This window comes from Neobacillus piezotolerans (genome assembly GCF_003362805.1).
Classification (GTDB): Bacteria; Bacillota; Bacilli; order Bacillales; family Cytobacillaceae; genus Bacillus_D; species Bacillus_D piezotolerans.
Window position 1 is genome coordinate 205,691 of the sequence record NZ_QNQT01000001.1, and the last position, 17,110, is coordinate 222,800.

The 17,110-nt window shown below is 46.3% G+C and carries 15 protein-coding genes; 12 read left to right on the forward strand and 3 right to left on the reverse strand.

Annotation, left to right across the window (positions count from 1 at the left end; all coding sequences use genetic code 11):
• Nucleotides 1–72: 72 nt before the first annotated feature.
• The 10 genes from DRW41_RS01000 to DRW41_RS01045 all read left to right on the forward strand — a co-directional run bounded on the left by DRW41_RS01000 (nt 73) and on the right by DRW41_RS01045 (nt 11,604).
• The gene (locus DRW41_RS01000) at nt 73–636 is read left to right on the forward strand and encodes a 3D domain-containing protein (RefSeq protein ID WP_115450101.1); all 564 of its coding nucleotides are present in this window, start codon (nt 73–75) and stop codon (nt 634–636) included.
• 187 nt (nt 637–823) lie between these two features.
• Entirely contained in the window at nt 824–2,152 is a 1,329-nt protein-coding gene (locus DRW41_RS01005; RefSeq protein ID WP_115450102.1) for a hypothetical protein, read from the forward strand.
• Nucleotides 2,153–2,288: 136 nt separating this feature from the next.
• Nucleotides 2,289–3,587, forward strand: coding sequence for an amidohydrolase (locus DRW41_RS01010; protein ID WP_115450103.1), 1,299 nt, complete (start codon nt 2,289–2,291; stop codon nt 3,585–3,587).
• Between the two features lie 150 nt (nt 3,588–3,737).
• A complete protein-coding gene (locus tag DRW41_RS01015; RefSeq protein ID WP_115450104.1) occupies nt 3,738–5,174 on the forward strand; it encodes a M20 family metallopeptidase in 1,437 nt (478 codons plus the stop codon).
• A 26-nt stretch (nt 5,175–5,200) separates the two neighbouring features.
• The gene (locus DRW41_RS01020) at nt 5,201–6,721 is read left to right on the forward strand and encodes an AbgT family transporter (protein WP_115450105.1); all 1,521 of its coding nucleotides are present in this window, start codon (nt 5,201–5,203) and stop codon (nt 6,719–6,721) included.
• A 361-nt stretch (nt 6,722–7,082) separates the two neighbouring features.
• A complete protein-coding gene (locus tag DRW41_RS01025; protein ID WP_181884363.1) occupies nt 7,083–7,751 on the forward strand; it encodes a VOC family protein in 669 nt (222 codons plus the stop codon).
• Between the two features lie 169 nt (nt 7,752–7,920).
• Nucleotides 7,921–9,135 (forward strand): M20 family metallopeptidase, encoded by a 1,215-nt coding sequence (locus DRW41_RS01030; RefSeq protein ID WP_115450106.1) that lies wholly within the window; start codon nt 7,921–7,923, stop codon nt 9,133–9,135.
• A 132-nt stretch (nt 9,136–9,267) separates the two neighbouring features.
• Nucleotides 9,268–10,296 carry a threonine aldolase family protein gene (locus tag DRW41_RS01035; protein WP_115450107.1) on the forward strand — a complete coding sequence of 343 codons (1,029 nt, stop codon included), beginning with the start codon at nt 9,268–9,270 and terminating at the stop codon, nt 10,294–10,296.
• A gap of 247 nt (nt 10,297–10,543) precedes the next feature.
• Complete coding sequence (locus DRW41_RS01040) at nt 10,544–10,870, forward strand: PadR family transcriptional regulator (RefSeq protein ID WP_181884364.1); 327 nt, start codon at nt 10,544–10,546, stop codon at nt 10,868–10,870.
• A 17-nt stretch (nt 10,871–10,887) separates the two neighbouring features.
• Nucleotides 10,888–11,604, forward strand: a complete 717-nt coding sequence (locus tag DRW41_RS01045) for a pentapeptide repeat-containing protein (RefSeq protein ID WP_115450109.1) — start codon at nt 10,888–10,890, stop codon at nt 11,602–11,604.
• A 100-nt stretch (nt 11,605–11,704) separates the two neighbouring features.
• On the opposite strand, the gene kynA is transcribed toward DRW41_RS01045, so the two are convergent.
• The 3 genes from kynA to kynU form a co-directional block, all read right to left on the reverse strand.
• Nucleotides 11,705–12,550, reverse strand: a complete 846-nt coding sequence (kynA, locus tag DRW41_RS01050) for a tryptophan 2,3-dioxygenase (RefSeq protein ID WP_115450110.1) — start codon at nt 12,548–12,550, stop codon at nt 11,705–11,707.
• 84 nt (nt 12,551–12,634) lie between these two features.
• Nucleotides 12,635–13,264 carry an arylformamidase gene (gene kynB, locus DRW41_RS01055; RefSeq protein WP_115450111.1) on the reverse strand — a complete coding sequence of 210 codons (630 nt, stop codon included), beginning with the start codon at nt 13,262–13,264 and terminating at the stop codon, nt 12,635–12,637.
• Nucleotides 13,261–14,532: a kynureninase gene (kynU, locus tag DRW41_RS01060; protein WP_115450112.1), complete on the reverse strand. Its 1,272-nt coding sequence runs from the start codon at nt 14,530–14,532 to the stop codon at nt 13,261–13,263. The genes kynB and kynU overlap by 4 nt, the downstream gene beginning before the upstream one ends.
• Nucleotides 14,533–14,914: 382 nt before the next feature.
• Between kynU and DRW41_RS01065 the strand changes: the two genes are divergently transcribed.
• Nucleotides 14,915–16,312, forward strand: a complete 1,398-nt coding sequence (locus tag DRW41_RS01065; protein WP_115450865.1) for an MFS transporter — start codon at nt 14,915–14,917, stop codon at nt 16,310–16,312.
• 73 nt (nt 16,313–16,385) lie between these two features.
• The gene (locus tag DRW41_RS01070) at nt 16,386–17,018 is read left to right on the forward strand and encodes a flavodoxin family protein (RefSeq protein ID WP_115450113.1); all 633 of its coding nucleotides are present in this window, start codon (nt 16,386–16,388) and stop codon (nt 17,016–17,018) included.
• The last annotated feature ends 92 nt before the right edge of the window (nt 17,019–17,110 follow it).

Here is a 17,110-nt window from a genome sequence, read left to right on the forward strand (position 1 = left end):
TTAGCTTGTAACATGGCTGTTACATTAAGTTGGTATGATATTCCTACAAAGGAAGTTAAAGGGGAATAGACATTGAAAAAGACCATCGTGAGCTTAATCACAGCCATTGTTGTACTTTTTGGATTTTCGAATCCTTCTTTAGCCGCAAAAAATACATATAAGGTTCAAAACGGTGATAGCCTTTGGGGCATTGCCAAGAAACATAACATAACCATCCAACAATTAATAACATGGAATAATTTGAAATCAGATAATATCCAGCTAAATCAGGTTTTAAAAGTCAGTGGCACGGAAGCGGCGCCTGGGAAAAAGCCCGCTGCCAAACCGGCAGCTGCGCAAAAGGGCTACAAAGAAATTACAGTGAAGGCGACAGCCTACACAGGAAGCTGCAAAAGCTGCAGCGGCATCACTTCCACAGGCATCAACCTGAAAAAGAACCCGAACGCGAAAGTCATATCAGTCGACCCAAATCTGATTCCGCTCGGAACAAAAGTATATGTCCCAGGCTACGGCGAGGCGATTGCCGGCGATAAAGGATCCTCGGTCCGAGGCAATAAAATCGATGTATTTATCCCGGACCACAAAAAAGCGCTTCAATGGGGAACGAAGACAATAAAGATTAAAGTGTATTATTAAGATGAGCTTGCCGTGATGACGCGGCAGGCTCTTTTTATGTAAGTAATAGCGAGACATCTTTCATGCTCCGGAAGTCTATCCGTCCCATGAAAGAGGCGTACATACATGTTGTTAGCTTTTCTGAAAATTTGTTCTATAATTATCAATTATAGCAGGTCTTTTATTTACTTAAAAAAGGGTGAGCTCTTTGAAAATAACTGTTGGGGTAATCGGGCCGGAGGATTCAGTGAATCACATTCTGAACTTCGCAGAATCGTTTGACGGCCTCGAATTGATTCCTTTTTATTATGATGATTTAAGCCAAATAGATAACATTGTCCATCACAACCAGCCCCTGGTGGACCAATGGTTTTTTTCCGGGCAGGTTCCCTACACCTATGCGGTTGCAAAAAATCTGGCCACTGAAGAAAACAGTTATTATCCGCCTCTTTATGGAGCGAGTTTGCTGGGCAAAGTGGTGGAAGCCAACCTGGAAATGGATAAAGTGTTAAAAGTGATCAGCCTTGACACTATTCAGGAAGAGGAACTAGATACAACAAAGCGGTTTTTCTCTTTGCAGGATTTAAAAGTTTTTTCTTACTCTTATCCGGACTATCGCCCAAATGAAGAAATCATTCGTTTCCATCAGCAATTGTATGAAGAAGGAAAGTCGGAAGTCGCATTCACTTGCCTTAGGGGAGTGTACGATTCGTTAATAAAACTAGGGATTCCGTGTTACCGGATATTCCCTTCCCAATTATCGATCTATTTCGCCTTAAGGATATTGAAGGAGAGGGGGGAATCATCCCTTTATCAGCGGTCCCAGTTGGCATTGCTTGGGATTGAAATGATCCAGGCTGAAACGAATGACGAGTTCTTCAATTCCTATGAACATAAACATAAAGAATTGAACTTGAAAAGCCTTCTGATTGAAATTGCCGAGCGGGTAAATGGGTCGTTTGTCCAGATTGGTGACGGGCTCTATTTTATTTATACCACGCGCGGCGAGATTGAAATTAAGATTGATAAAAAGGATCTTTATCATTTGATTGACACGGTTTACTCGCGGACGAACTTTAAACTGAGAATTGGCCTCGGATACGGCATCACAGCATTGCAGGCGGAAGAAAACGTCCAGGCCGCATTCCGGCATGCAAGGAAGCGCCAGGATCCAGCAATTGTGCAGGTCGATGAAAACAGGCAAGTGACAGAGTTCATTTCCGATAAGGATGACTTAACGATTTGCTTTCAGAATTGGACAAGTGATGGCTGGGCCGAAAAGCTGAGGAAGTCGAATATTTCTCCATCATCACTCTCAAAAATACAGGCGCTGTCCAATTTTTATAAGAAAATGGAAGTTAACTCCCATGACGTGGCTGTCTGGCTTGGAAGCAGTGAGCGGAATGCGAGGCGAATCCTTTTGGAAATGGAAACACTCGGGCTCGCTAAAAGCAAAACAGTCAGGCTGGACGATTCAAAAGGCCGGCCGCGGAAAGTGTATAGATTGCTACTGAATGAACAGGCAGGGAAACCATGATTTTCCTGCCTGTTTTTTTTATTTTTTGCGAGTCCAGGTTTGAATATTCGGTTAATTTATGTATAATTTTTTTAAGGGAAACTAAATGGCAAGTTTCCGAAATTGGACTACATACTTTTGTAAAGGAGAATCTTGAATGACTGGCAGCTTTGTAAAAGAACTAACCCCACTCCTGCTTGAATGGCGGCGGTCGTTGCACAAACTTCCCGAATTGGGTTTCCTGGAGTACATAACAACATACCGGGTCGGCAGGTTGCTGGAAGAGATGGGCTTCACCCTCCATATTGGAAAAGACGCGCTGAACGAGGATTCACGGCTTGGATTGCCGGATAATCAGTTCATAGAGGAAAAAGAAAGACAGGCTTCCGAGTGGGGGGTCGAGAATGAGTGGCTCGAAAAAATGCGTGGCGGAAATACTGGCATAGTCGCAATCTGGGATACGGGGAAACCGGGCGACCATGTCGCATTCCGCTTCGACATTGACGCACTTCCGATAAAAGAATCAACGGGCGACAGCCACTTTCCTTCGACGAACGGATTCGTTTCAGGTGAAAACAATGTTATGCACTCTTGCGGGCATGATGGGCATACAGCCATCGGACTCGGAGTCGCTAAATTCATTTTGTCAAACAGTGATTCATTAAAAGGGAAATTCACACTCCTTTTCCAGCCTGCCGAAGAGGGCGGACGCGGAGCGAGGGCGTTGAGGGACAAAGGCTGGCTAGATGATGTTGACTATTTTTACTCAGGGCACATCGGGATTCATTCCTTGCCAGTCGGAACGATTGCCGCTTCTACGGAAGGATTTCTTGCTTCCGTCAAATACGATGTCACTTTTAAAGGGATATCATCCCACGCCGGGATGCATCCGGAAAAAGGAAGAAATGCACTCTTGGCTGCCGCTACCGCCGCCACGAATCTATACGCGATTCCTCGGCACCATGATGGAATTACAAGGGTTAACGTCGGCAGGCTTATCGCGGGCAGCGGGCGCAATATCATTCCGGAAGACAGTTACATGGAAATTGAAGTCAGGGGAGAAACGCAGGAAATTGGCGACTACATGGCGATACATGCAACCCGGATCATAAAAGCTGCGGCCGAGATGCATGATGTGTCCTTTGTGATTAAGCCGGCCGGTATAACCGAGGTTCTTGTATGCGATGAGGAGCTGATTCCAAAAATTCAGGAATGGTGTTCAACGAGCGAGTTTGTAAAGGAAGTACTGCCATCTGTCACGGTCGCCGGTTCAGAGGATGCGAGCCTGCTGATGAACAGGGTTCAGGAGAGGGGCGGGAAAGCAACCTATATTCTTTTTGGGACAAAACTTAATCATCCGCACCATCACCCTGAATTTGATTTTGAGGAAGAAGTTTTACCGGTTGCTGTTGATGCCTTTATCAGTATCATAAAAGGCGGCTCATCCAATGACTAAAATATGGGCCTTTGCAGGGAAAGAAGCTGCTGGCAAGGAAGATTTAGCGCCCGAACGGTGATGGCCAGGGGGTTCTTTGGTCACTAGAAGAATAGTTAGTTCGGCATTGAATGCGTATCATTATTTTTATTAAAAAATAGGAGGGATTGGGTGTCCAGCAACTTTGTAAAAGACTACCTGTCTAAGAAAAAGAAAGATTTCGAAAGGATTAGCGAGTACATTTATTTCCATCCCGAAACGAGATTCGAAGAGTACGAGTCCGCGGAATTTTTAGCAGCGGAATGTGAAAAAGCTGGTTTCCAGGTTGAAAGGAACGCAGGCGGTATCGATACAGCCTTTGTTGCCACTTACGGAAGCGGCGCTCCTGTCATCGGGTTCCTTGGGGAATTCGACGCCCTGTCCGGCCTCGGCCAGGAACCGAATAAAACAAGCTATGAGCCAACGGAAAAAAATGTCGGCCACGGCTGCGGCCATAACCTGCTAGGCACGGGCGCTTTCGCGGCGGCCTGCGCGGCCAAAAAATTCCTCGAAGACAATGGCCTACCGGGAACGGTCAAATTTTTTGGCTGTCCTGGTGAAGAAGGCGGTTCGGGGAAAACGTTTATGGTCAGGGAAGGCGTCTTTGACGGCGTCGATGCCGCTTTGACATGGCATCCATCCCCGGCGAACTGCATCATGAGCCTATCAAGTCTGGCAAACTATCAGGTATATTTCCGCTTTAAGGGGATATCTTCCCACGCGGCGAATTCTCCCCACCTCGGCCGGAGCGCGCTTGATGCTGTCGAGCTGATGAATGTGGGCGTAAATTACCTGCGTGAACACATTATCCCAGAAGCTAGAATCCATTATGCGGTCACGAATACCGGCGGGATTTCTCCGAATGTTGTCCAGGCAAATGCCGAAGTCCTTTATTTGATCCGCTCGCCGAAGGTCAAGCAGGTCGATGAGATTTATAAGCGGGTCTGCAAGATTGCCCAAGGCGCGGCGTTGATGACGGAAACCGAGCTTACAATCGAGTTCGATAAAGCGTGCTCCAATTATATCCCGAACCGTAGTTTGGAAAAGATTTTATACGAAAGCCTGCAAGAAGCCGGCATCGAAAAGCCGGACGAAAATGAAATCGCTTACGCGGAAAGCCTTTGGTCCACATTGTCGGAAGGCGAACAAGAAAGCTATCTAGATATTTTAAGAGGATTTGGCTACAAAGGCGACGGCAGCGAGTTTGAGGGAAAATACCTCGCCGAAACGATATCGGAATATGAACAGAGTGACGGCATTCTTCCGGGTTCGACCGATGTATCGGATGTAAGCTGGGTGGTACCGACAGCCCAGGTGACAACATCAACATCGGCGCTTGGCACCCCGCTCCACACTTGGCAAATGACGGCCCAGGGAATTAGCAGCTATGCACATAAAGGGATGCTCCGCGCGGCGGAAGCAATGGCCCTGGCGGCGATTCGGCTTTTTAAAAACAAGGAAGAGCTTGAGCCGGTAAAACAGGAATTCAAGAAGTTCCAGGAAAAGAATCCTTACACATGCCCAATTCCAGGACATGTCCATCCGTCGAAAATACAAATCCATTCATAATCAAGCCATAAATCTAGGGGGAAACCATGGAAAATACGACCAAGAAAACAGGGGTTTTTCAAAAAATACTGAACGGCATTGAGAGGGTGGGGAACAAACTACCGGATCCGTTTATCCTGTTTGCGATGTTAGCGCTTCTTGTCATTGTCGCCTCGGCTATCTTCAATGCATTTGGGGCTACTGTCATCCATCCCGGTACAGGGGAAAAACTTGCGGTTAAAAGCCTTGCATCAGCGGAGGGACTGCAATATATCCTGACGTCCATGCTGGATAACTTCACAGGATTCGCGCCGCTCGGACTGGTCCTTTCGATGATGCTCGGTATCGGGCTTGCCGAGAAGGTGGGATTGCTTGATTATGCGATTAAAAAGACAATTCTGAAGTCACCGCCCGCGCTGATTACGTACACAGTCGTTTTCGTCGGGATTATGGGAAATATCGCGTCCGACGCGGCGATGGTGCTGATTCCGCCGCTTGCGGCAATGGTCTTTTACAAAGTTGGGCGCAACCCGATTGCTGGTTTGGCGGCAGGGTATGCAGCGGCTGGCGCAGGTTTTACCGCGAACCTGCTCATTGCCGGTACGGACGCTTTGCTTGCGGGCATTTCGACTGAAGCAGCAAAAATCATTGACAAGGATATGGTTGTAACCCCGGTCGACAACTGGTATTTCAATAGCGTTTCAGTGTTTGTCCTGACAATTGTCGGTGGACTTGTCACAACGAGATTCATCGAACCGCGCCTTGGGAAATACAAAGGTGATGTGGTGGAGGAGGCCGTTGCCGAAGACCCTCCAAATGCAAGCAAAGGATTGCGGAATGCGGGCATTGCAGGCCTTCTATATATTGCGCTTATCCTGTTGGTCATCTTTTTGCCGAACAGCCCTTTGCGCAATGAGGACGGCGGGCTGATCCCGTCTCCGTTCCTGTCTGGGATTATCCCAATCATTCTCTTCTTCTTCATAATTATTGGTGTTGTTTATGGCATGACTGTCGGGAACATCAAATCAAGCAAGGACGTTGCCGGCTATATGGCTGAGTCCATGAAGGATTTGGCGGGCTATATTGTTTTGATTTTTGCGATCTCGCAATTTATTGCCTACTTCAGCTGGTCGAACATTGCGACATGGGTAGCTGTAAATGGAGCGCAATTCCTGAAAGATATCGAATTTACCGGAATCGGATTAATCATCGGGTATATCATATTTACCGCCCTTTTGAACTTTCTCATTACATCGGGATCGGCCAAGTGGGCGTTGGAAGCGCCAGTTTTTGTCCCGATGTTTATGCAGCTAGGCTATCACCCAGCGTTCACGCAGGCAGCTTACAGGATTGCGGACTCATCGACCAACATCGTCACACCGCTCATGCCCTATATGGTCATCATCCTGTCATTCATGCAAAAATATGACAAAAAGGCTGGAATGGGAACCTTCATTGCCCTAATGCTCCCGTATTCCATCACCTTCCTGCTATCCTGGATCATCCTTATTCTAGTATTCTACTTCCTCGGAATCCCATTTGGTCCGGGAATCTACCCGTTGCTGTAACATGGTGATCAGGGAACGTTAACGATTTTTTCATAACTTGCCTCCCATCTCCAGAACCCTTTATCAGTGGATGGAAGTGGTGGAGGCAAGTCCACGATTCTTGAAGGCTTTTGAAAAAGGAAGTTCTTAATTGAATTTTAGTGGAATGGATTCGGAGAATGGGCATATTCTCCGATTTTTTGTGATTGCGAAAGGATTTCGCGGTTTGTACTCCACTTAATCAGAATATACAAGGTGGTTCCAACTTTAGTCGTATAAATTTACGGGACATAAGGAGAAAAGGATTTTGGTCCAATGGGTGATTTTTAGGAGTGAGTTTCAATTATAATGAAGGTACAAAATAGTAATAGGGGCGGTCGTTATGGAATTTACTAAACTTTCATTGTTGGCTTCCAATTTAACAGAAATGAAGAATTTCTACAAAAATGTACTTGAGTTACCAATCTCCTCTAAATCGGTTAAGGAGTTTACTGTTCATGTTGGGCAAACAGACCTGCATTTTCGCGAAAGTAATGATGGTAATCCTTTTTACCATTTCGCAATTAATATTCCCGAAAATAAATATAACGAAGCTGTAGCTTGGGCCAAATCTCGGGTTTCACTAAACAGTGAGGATGGGAGAGATGAAGTTCATTTTGCCAGTTGGAATGCACATGCGTATTTTGAAGATCCTTCAGGAAATATCGTGGAGTTAATAGCCCGGCATAATTTACCGAACAGGACCAACAACAACTTTTCTTCACAAGATTTCCTTAATGTAAGTGAAATAGGAATTGCCGTGGATGAAGTAATCCCCTTTGTGAGGAAACTCAATGCGCTAGGGTTTCCTAATTGGAAGAACGACAGTGAAGGCTTGACGCCTGTTGGTGATGAAAATGGTTTGTTTATTGTTGTGAAAACAGAAAGAAAATGGTACTTTTCTGACAAAAATGCACGATTTTACCCTGTTGAAGTGTTTTTGAATGGAGGAAAAGTGGCATTTAAAAAAATGGAAGATAAAGTTGAAATCATTTATGATGGACCGAAATAAGAATGTTAGATGGGATTTGAAACAGAATTCTTTAGAAAAAATTTATTATATGGTTGTCCTCTCCAAGTATTTCCCCTATTACGGAGTTTTTAAAGGGTAACGGAAATGCTATAATATTGTCAGAAGATTTTAAAGATACATAATTCACTTACATAATGGAGGGATTGGCTTGTTGGAGAAATGGAATGCAAGATTGGAAGAATTGTTTGGGGAGATGGTTGAGTGGAGGCGGGATTTCCACATGAATCCCGAACTTTCATTTGAGGAAGTTAGGACGCCGCGGAAAATTGCCGATTATCTCGAGAGTCTTGGAATTGAAGTTAGAACCGGTGTTGGGGGCCGCGGAGTTGTCGGGACCATCCGGGGCGGCAAACCGGGTAAAACGATTGCTTTAAGGGCGGATTTTGATGCACTTCCTATTGATGATCAAAAAGACGTTCCATATAAATCGGCTGTTCCGGGGGTAATGCATGCTTGCGGTCATGACGGGCACACAGCGACGCTCATGGCGGTCGCGAAGGTGCTGAGTGAAAACCGTGAACATCTGCATGGGAATGTGGTTCTTCTTCATCAGCATGCGGAAGAGGTGGCTCCGGGCGGCGCGGCCGCGATGATTGCGGATGGCTGCCTTGACGGTGTTGATGTTGTGTTCGGCACACATTTAAACGCGAGCCTCCCTTATGGATTGTATGGCTATCGAAAGGGTCCGATGATGGCTGCGGCTGACCGTTTTGTCATAAAAATTAACGGAAAAGGCGGGCACGGAGCGTATCCGCATGAAACGGTCGATTCCATTGCGATAGGCACCCAGATTGTCAATCAGCTTCAGCATATCGTCTCGCGCCTCGTTGATCCGCTGAAACCGGCGGTTGTTTCGGTCGGCTCCTTCCATGCGGGCAATGCCTTTAATGTCATTGCCGATTCGGCTGAGATTACGGGAACGGTCAGGACTTTCGATCCAGAAGTGCGCGACCAGATTGAAAGAGATTTAAAAACCATTGTGGATGGGATTTGCGCGGCATTCCACGCCAGCGCTGAAATCACCTATGAGCGGGGCTATCCGCCGGTGGTTAACCACGAGGCGGAGACAGACGTTTTCTTCGATGTAATGAAAAAGGCGGTCGGCGGGGAAAAACTTGTGGAGCTCGACCCAAAGATGGGCGGCGAGGATTTCGCCTATTATCTTCTGGAAAGGCCGGGGATGTTTTTCAACACGGGAGCTGAGAATCAGGAAGTCGGCGCATGCTATCCGCACCACCATCCGAAATTTGATTTTGATGAACGCGCGATGGCCTTGGCAGGGCAGGCATTCCTTGCAATCATCCATCATTATCTACTGGAGCAGGCGGAGAACGAAGCCGCGGTTGCTGTGGAATCAGTTTAATTGTAGTGGGTATTTGTTACTTAAAAACAAGCCGTAAATCTGTTTGATTTTCGGCTTGTTTTATTTTGGCCCCTTTTGGCAGAAAAATCTTGTAAAATAAACTAGACAACATTCAAAGGAGCGAAATTCTTTATGTACAGTTTTAAAAATGATTATGGTGAAGGGGCGCACCCAAGGATTTTGAATGCGCTGATGGAGACGAATTTGGTGCAGGAGGACGGTTACGGGGAGGATTCTTTTTCAAAAAATGCGTCTGAGCTTATAAAAGCTAAACTCGGCCGGAACGATGTCGATGTTCATTTGTTGTCTGGCGGAACCCAGACGAACCTCATCGCGATTTCAGCTTTTTTGCGGCCGCATGAAGCAGCCATCGCAGCGACCACCGGCCATATTGCGACGCATGAAACCGGCGCCATTGAAGCGACCGGCCATAAAGTGATTACTGTGGAAACGGCGGATGGCAAGCTTACTCCAGATCTTGTAAAAGCAGTGGCAGACGGCCACACCGATGAGCATATGGTCAAGCCTAAATTAGTGTACATATCGAACTCAACGGAAATCGGATCTATTTATTCGAAAAAGGAGCTTCAGGATTTGAGGGGAGTTTGCGAATCGCGCGGTTTCATTCTTTTTATGGATGGCGCCAGGCTTGGCTCAGCCTTGTGTTCCGAAGAAAATGATCTGAACCTTGAAGATTTGCCAGGGCTCGTCGATGCTTTTTATATAGGGGGAACAAAGAACGGTGCCCTTTTGGGAGAGGCGCTTGTGATTTGCCGCGAACGGCTAAAGGACGATTTCCGCTACCACATGAAGCAGAAAGGAGCCTTACTCGCAAAAGGACGGCTGCTCGGCATCCAGTTTCAGGAGCTTTTCCGTGACGGCCTCTTTTTTGAACTTGCGGAGCATGCGAACCGGATGGCCGGGCTAATTCGGAATGCTTTGGAAAAAGAGGATACTCGCTTCCTGACACATTCCCCGTCCAATCAGCTTTTTCCGATTCTGTCTAACAAGCTGATTGCCGAACTTCAAAAAAAGTATGCCTTCCTAATCTGGGAGAAAGTTGATGAGCATTCTTCGGCGGTGCGGTTCGTCACCTCATGGGCAACAAAGGAAGAGGCTGTGAACGAATTGATTGAGGATTTTAAAAGGATGAAGTTATAAAGGAAAAGAGTATCGAGTTAAGGTTTGGTGAAAAAATTTTTTATCGGCTTTCGTTTAATCCCGGGAAGGGTTTGAAGCTGTCAGCATTCTTAAATAAGCCACAAGAAGGAACCCTTTCAGGAAATGGGGTTCCTTTTTTTGAGGACAGCAACAATTGAGTAAACAGTCATATTACATCATCAAATAAACTACCTTGACTGTCATAGTAATATCGTGTAAATTATTGGTAAGGAGGTGGAAAGCTCCAGTGAGTCTAAAACTCTCGTCCGATTTATTAAGGGGACACACAGATACGATTATCCTCAAACTGTTGATGAGCGGGGATAAATATGGGTATGAGATATCCAAATTGGTCCATACAGGGTCGAATGGCCTTTATGAACTGAAAGAAGCGACGATGTATTCCAGCTTGAAAAGGCTGGAACAGGAAGGAAATATTACTTCTTACTGGGGGGATGAAACGCAAGGGGGCCGCAGGAAGTACTATCAGCTGACTGACAAAGGCAGAACGACATACACGGAAAACAAAAGAACTTGGGAATATGCCAAAGAAATCCTTGATTCATTACTTTGAAAGGTGGAAAAAACGGCATGAGTGACAAATTAAAAACATACCTGGATGGCATCTTTTCTTCTTATGAGGACATTAACGCAATTAAGGAGATTAAACTGGAGCTTTACCAAAATCTACTGGAAAAGATGGATGATTTGAAACGTGAGGGTTTGTCGGAGGAAGCCGCTTATCATAAAACGATAGATTCGATTGGAGACATTTCGGAAATTGTTGAAGCGATTCACGATAAAACGAGGGAGCTGCACCAAAGGGTGGGGATGGATCTATCGAAGAGCAACATGCCGAATTCGGATTTCACATCAGTGAAAGTCCATGACGGCAAGTTCAACTACAGCAATCTCGAGGGCAGTGACTTCACCGGTTCGGACTTATCGAACAGCTCTTTTAAATGCAGTAATTTAGACAATGCAATATTCGACCGGGCAAATCTAAGGGGCGCAAAATTGAACAAGTCCAATTTAGGCGGAGCAAGTTTTAAGGAAGCCATATTGGATGATACAGATTTTTCTTACTCCAACTTATCAGGAGTTTGTTTTGACAATCAAACCTTCAATGGGACAATTTTTAATGATGCGGGGTTAAAAGGAACATCTTTTAAAAATGCTGTCTTCCGAAATGTTTCTTTTAAAACAAATGTGAAGAAAACTGTATTTGACGGTGCTACCATGGATAAATTGACTTATGCCATTCTAAAGGGGAATAAGGCAAATCTGGATAATGTCACTGTTGTTTAATAGCTTCTTCTCCAATCATTGATTTGCCATTTTCATGGCGATACGAAAAATAAGGCGGCAGGCCGCTCAGCTTGTAAGGCATTGAGCAACGGCCGCGCCATTATAAGGTCGTCCGGATATCCCAAAGTTCGGGGAAAAACCGCTGGTCGAGCACCTTTTTCAGGTAGCCGACTCCGGACGAGCCGCCAGTGCCGGTTTTAAAGCCGATGATCCGCTCGACCGTTTTCATATGGCGGAATCGCCATTGCTGAAGGCAGTCTTCGATATCGACAAGTTTTTCACCGAGTTCATATAGCTCCCAATTTGCCTTTGTGTTTTTGTACACACTCATCCACGCGGCCCGTACCGAATCGTTTTCCTTATAAGACTTCGTTACGTCCCGGGCCAGGATTTCTTTGTCGATTGGAAATCCTGCTTTATGCAAAGCATGGATGGCGGCATCATAGATGCCCGGGGCTTCATACGCTTTCAATAGCTCGGCATGAAGTGCCGGGTCTTTTTTATAGATTTGCAGGATATGGCTGTTCTTATAGCCAAGCGCGAATTCGATCATCCGATTTTGGTACGATTGGAAGCCGGACGCCTGGCCAAGCGTTTCGCGGAATTCCATATACTCGGACGGTGTCAGCGTCGACAGAACATCCCACGCTTGGATGACCTGCATCTGAGTCTTGGTGACACGTGCCAGGCATTTCTGCGCGGCGGAAAGATTATCGGCCTTGATTGCGGCAATCGCCGCCTTCAGTTCGTGAATAATCAGTTTCATCCACAGTTCACTGACCTGGTGGATGATGATGAACAGCATTTCATCATGGTGGCCTGATAGCCTCTTTTGGGCCGAGAGGATTTTATCAAGCTGCAGATACTCGCTGTATGTCATATTGTTAGTAAAATCAGTAAGAATTCTTGTTTCGCCGGTTGTTGGGTTTTGGTCGTCTAGAACCATTTCGAACCTCCTTGGTGTTTTCCGGCACGCTTGTCAGGTGCCCTAAGCCCAGAGCATGGGCCGATTTTTACAAAAAAACCCCTTCTACAGCTTCCTGATGACCGCGCGGACCGGGCTGCCATCCGCATCCTTGAGGGCAAGCGGGAGGGCGATTAGGTCGTAGTCCCCGTCTTCGACATCGTCGAGCATGAGGTTTTCGAGAATATGGATGCCGTGGCGATACAGTGCGTGATGGGCCGCCATGTCCTTGCTGTCGAGCGGGTCGACTGACGGAACATCGACGCCAAGCAGCTTTACGCCTTTTTCTCCTAGATAAGCCGCGATATCAGCTGTGAGTTCCTGAATTCGTTCCGGGAAGTGGTCCGGGTTGTTCGGGATGGACGTTTTTAGTAGCAGCCGTTCGGCTCCTTCAAGGTCAAAGCGCCGGAGCGTTTCGGCATTAAGCTTTTCAAAAGAAGAGACGTCGATTACGCGCGCCGGGCCAATGAACACGCTGATGTCGAGGCCAAGGATCCTTTCACCGTCATTGTCAAAATGAAAGGGCGCGTCAACATGTGTGCCTGTGTGGAGGCTGGTTGTGATCCTGCCAATATTAACAGATCCGGTCTGTTCTTTTGTGAATGCAGTTTCATAATTGAACGGCGTGTCGCCTGGCCAGTGGCCGATCCCGTTATGAAGGGGCTGTGAGATATCGATCCACTTGTTTTTTGTCATGCCACAACTCCCCGCTTGTTTTCAAATTGTTTGTATTTCTCCTCGTCCATGATTGTTTTCAGGATTTGGACTGTTTGCCATACTTCTTCAAACGAATTGTATAGGGCGACTGGGGCGAGCCGGATTCCATTCGGAGCCCGAAAATCGGGTATGACTCCGTCCGCCTTCAGCGCCTTGCAAATCCTCGGAGCTTCCGGGTGTTCAAGAAAAACATGCCCGCCGCGCCTTTCCTCGTCCAGCGGGTTCCGGACAATGAATCCGTGGCCGTCAAGTTCTGTCGTGATGAGTTCCATTAAATAGCCGGTGAGCTTGAGCGATTTTTCACGGATTTTTTCCATGCCGATTTCATTGAACATCGACAGGGAGCCTATGATTGGCGCCATGCTGAAAATATTCGGAGTGCCTATCTGGTAGGCGCCTGAATCGGCTGCAGCATTAAGCTCATGCTCCATATCGAATTGCTTCTCCTTGTTGGAGCTGAACCAGCCGGCAAGTCCCGGCTGTTTTCCAAAATGCTTTTTGTTTACATACAGTCCCGCCGTCGCACCGGGACCGCCATTCAAATGCTTGTAATGGCACCAGAAAGCAAAGTCGACATCCCAGCTAGTCAGGCTGTGGGGGATCGAGCCGATTGAGTGGCACAGGTCGAAACCGATGGGTATTCCGCGCATATGGGCTTCTTTTGTTAAAAGCTCCATATTAAGAATCTGGCCGCTCCGGTACAGGATGCCGGGCAGGACAATCAAGGCAATTTCATCGGTCATTGCTGAAATGATGTGTTCTTCATTAAGTGTATGGCCGTCGTTGCTTTTTACTTGAATTAGATGGGTTGCGGGATCGAAACCTTTCAGCTTCAGCTGGCTTTGAAGCGCGTAAATGTCGCTCGGGAAATTCAGTTCGTCAGCAAGGATTTTCGTCCGTCTCCCATTTGGCTGATAAAAAGTGGCCGTGAGCTGGTGAAGGTTTACCGTAGTCGAGCCTGTGACAATGACTTCGCCTTCATCCGCGCCGACAATGGGCGCTACCTGATTCCCCAGATTTTCGGAAAGATAAAACCATGGACGCTCTCCTGTCGTCCAGCCGTCGATACCATGCTCTTTCCAAGCTTCAATCATACCAAGCAATGATTGTTCCGCCCGTTTCGATAAAAGTCCGAGCGAATTGCCATCCAAATAAATTTTGTTACCGCTTACATAAAATTCATTCCTGTAGCCTGCGAGAGGATCCTGATGGTCAAGTTCCCTGGCATACTCGTATGTATTTATCATCGGTTTCCAACCTTTCGGAATCTTCCTTCAATTTAGAGTATAGTCTGTTTGCCGAAGGTGCGTCAAAAATATCAATGGGAAAGTGTTTTCGGTTTTTAAGTTATTCTTTAGAACTCGACAGTGCCGGAAGAATATTCTGGCATTTTGTTTGTTAGTATACCTCGTACAATGGGTTTAAAAAGAAAACGGATTTTGGGCGTCTCAGGGATTAAAGAAGTGGAATTTGCATAAATTTCCACTGTTTAGTGGCTTTTTATTAGGGAAAAGGCCAAAAGGAGGTCTAAAACAAAAAAACAACAGGAGGAAAATTGTGAGCAAACCAGTAGAAGGATTAACTGAAGAGGCTATTACGGTAGTCGATTCACGCGTTGCAAAAAAGTCAATGATTGGGACATCGGTTGGGAATGCAGTGGAATGGTTTGATTTTGGTATTTATTCGTTTTTGGCCGTAACGATGGGGAAGGTTTTTTTTCCTGAAGTAAATCCTTCCTTTCAATTGATTTATGCTTTCGCGACTTTTGCGGTTGCATTCATTGCCCGCCCGATCGGAGGCTTATTCTTTGGGATGATGGGCGACCGGATTGGCCGGAAGAAGGTATTGGCTTTCACGTTAATTTTAATGGCGGCGGCTACGTTAAGTATCGGGCTGATCCCGAGTTATGCATCAATTGGGATTACGGCGCAGGTATTGCTGTTGATTGCAAGGCTGGTACAAGGATTTTCTACGGGAGGAGAATATGCCGGTGCAATGACTTACATTGCCGAAACGACGCCGGATAAAAAACGGACTTTCATGGCTAGCGGCCTGGAAGTAGGCACTCTCGTGGGTTTCATTGCTGGAGCAGCCTTGGTTACATCTTTAACTTACATATTGGGGCCTGAAACTATGGTAGCCTGGGGCTGGCGGATTCCGTTTATTATTGCAGCTCCGCTTGGTCTGGTCGGATTTTACCTGCGCAACCGTTTAGAGGAAACACCGGCATTTGAAGCGATGAACGAATCGATTGAAGATGGAAATGAGCGAACTTCCCTCGCGGAGATATTCATCGGTCATTGGAAATCGCTCCTGATTTGTACAGGCATTGTCATTTTTTATAACGTGATGGTCTATACCGTTCTTACCTATATGCCGTCCTATTTATCAGAGGACCAAGGATATGGGGAACAAACCGGGCTCCTCTTGCTGATCCTTGTTATGATCGCAATGATTCCGTTGATTATGGCGATGGGCTATTGGAGTGATAAAATAGGCAGAAACCGTATCCTGACCGGAGCGCTGATTGCGACAATTGTCCTCAGCATCCCTGCATTTATGCTGGTCCGGTCCGGGAATATCGTTGGAGCCTTTTTCGGATTATTCATCCTGGGAGCACTTTTATCCGCTTTTCAAGGCTCACTCCCGGCAACTCTGCCTTCATTATTTTTTACAAGAGTTCGGTATGGAGCACTAGCTATTACGTACAATACATCTACTTCATTGTTTGGGGGAACAACCCCCTTAGTCGTTGCGTGGCTCGTTGCGGTAACAGGTAACAAAATGGTGCCAGCCTATTATCTGATGGGCATATGCGCCTTCGGACTCATTATCGTTACCCTGTTTGTAAAAGAGACAGCTGGGAGGTCGCTGCGTGGTTCCGCGCCGGTAGTAGAACATCCAAGAGAAGCCAAAGAGGTATTAAAACATCCAAGGAAAGCGTTTTGGTGGATTGAAGAACTCAGGAAAGGAAAAGATGGCAAGGTTGACGATAAGCTCGTCACAGGCATTTTGAATAAGCACTAGTTGTTTTTTCTGGTTTTTAAAAAAAACCTTAGGGAATAGGAATACTGTAACACTCACTAAGGGAGATGTAGGAATGACCATAAAAGCGCTCGTTTTGAATTGCAGCTTGAAGGACAGTACGCAGCCATCCAATACCCGCGCGCTGATAGATGAGATTGTCAAGATTTTTAATCAGAACGGCGTCGTAACGGAAGTGTTGAGAATGGCTGATTATAGCATCGGCTTTGGCGTTACCAACGAGGCGGTGAATGACAACGACCAATGGCCGGAGATTTTTGAAAAAGTGAAGCAGGCGGATATCCTCTTGCTTGGTTCTCCAATCTGGCTTGGCGAACAGAGCAGCCTGGCCACGTTGGTTGTTGAAAGATTGTACGGCGGCAGCAGCTTGACCAACGAAAAAGGCCAATATCTCTACTACAACAAAGTAGGCGGAGTGGTGGTCACCGGAAATGAAGACGGTGCGAAAAACGTTTCAAGCTATCTAATTTATGCACTGTCGCATATCGGGTTCACGATTCCTCCGAATGTTGATACGTATTGGGTAGGTGAAGCCGGTCCTGGTCCTTCTTTTATTGAAGCAAAAGGAAATCAAAACGAGTTTACGGTCCAGCATGCAAAAATTGCGGCTTACAATTTATTGCACTTTGCCCGTCTGTTGAAGGAACATCCGATTCCTGCGGAAGGGAATGTAATTGATTCCGAATAAGCAGCCATTTGAAAGTGTAAAGTCCAAACAGCAAATAACAATTCAGTTGCAGTCCAATTTTTATGAATTGGACTGCTTCTTTTTTTGAAAAT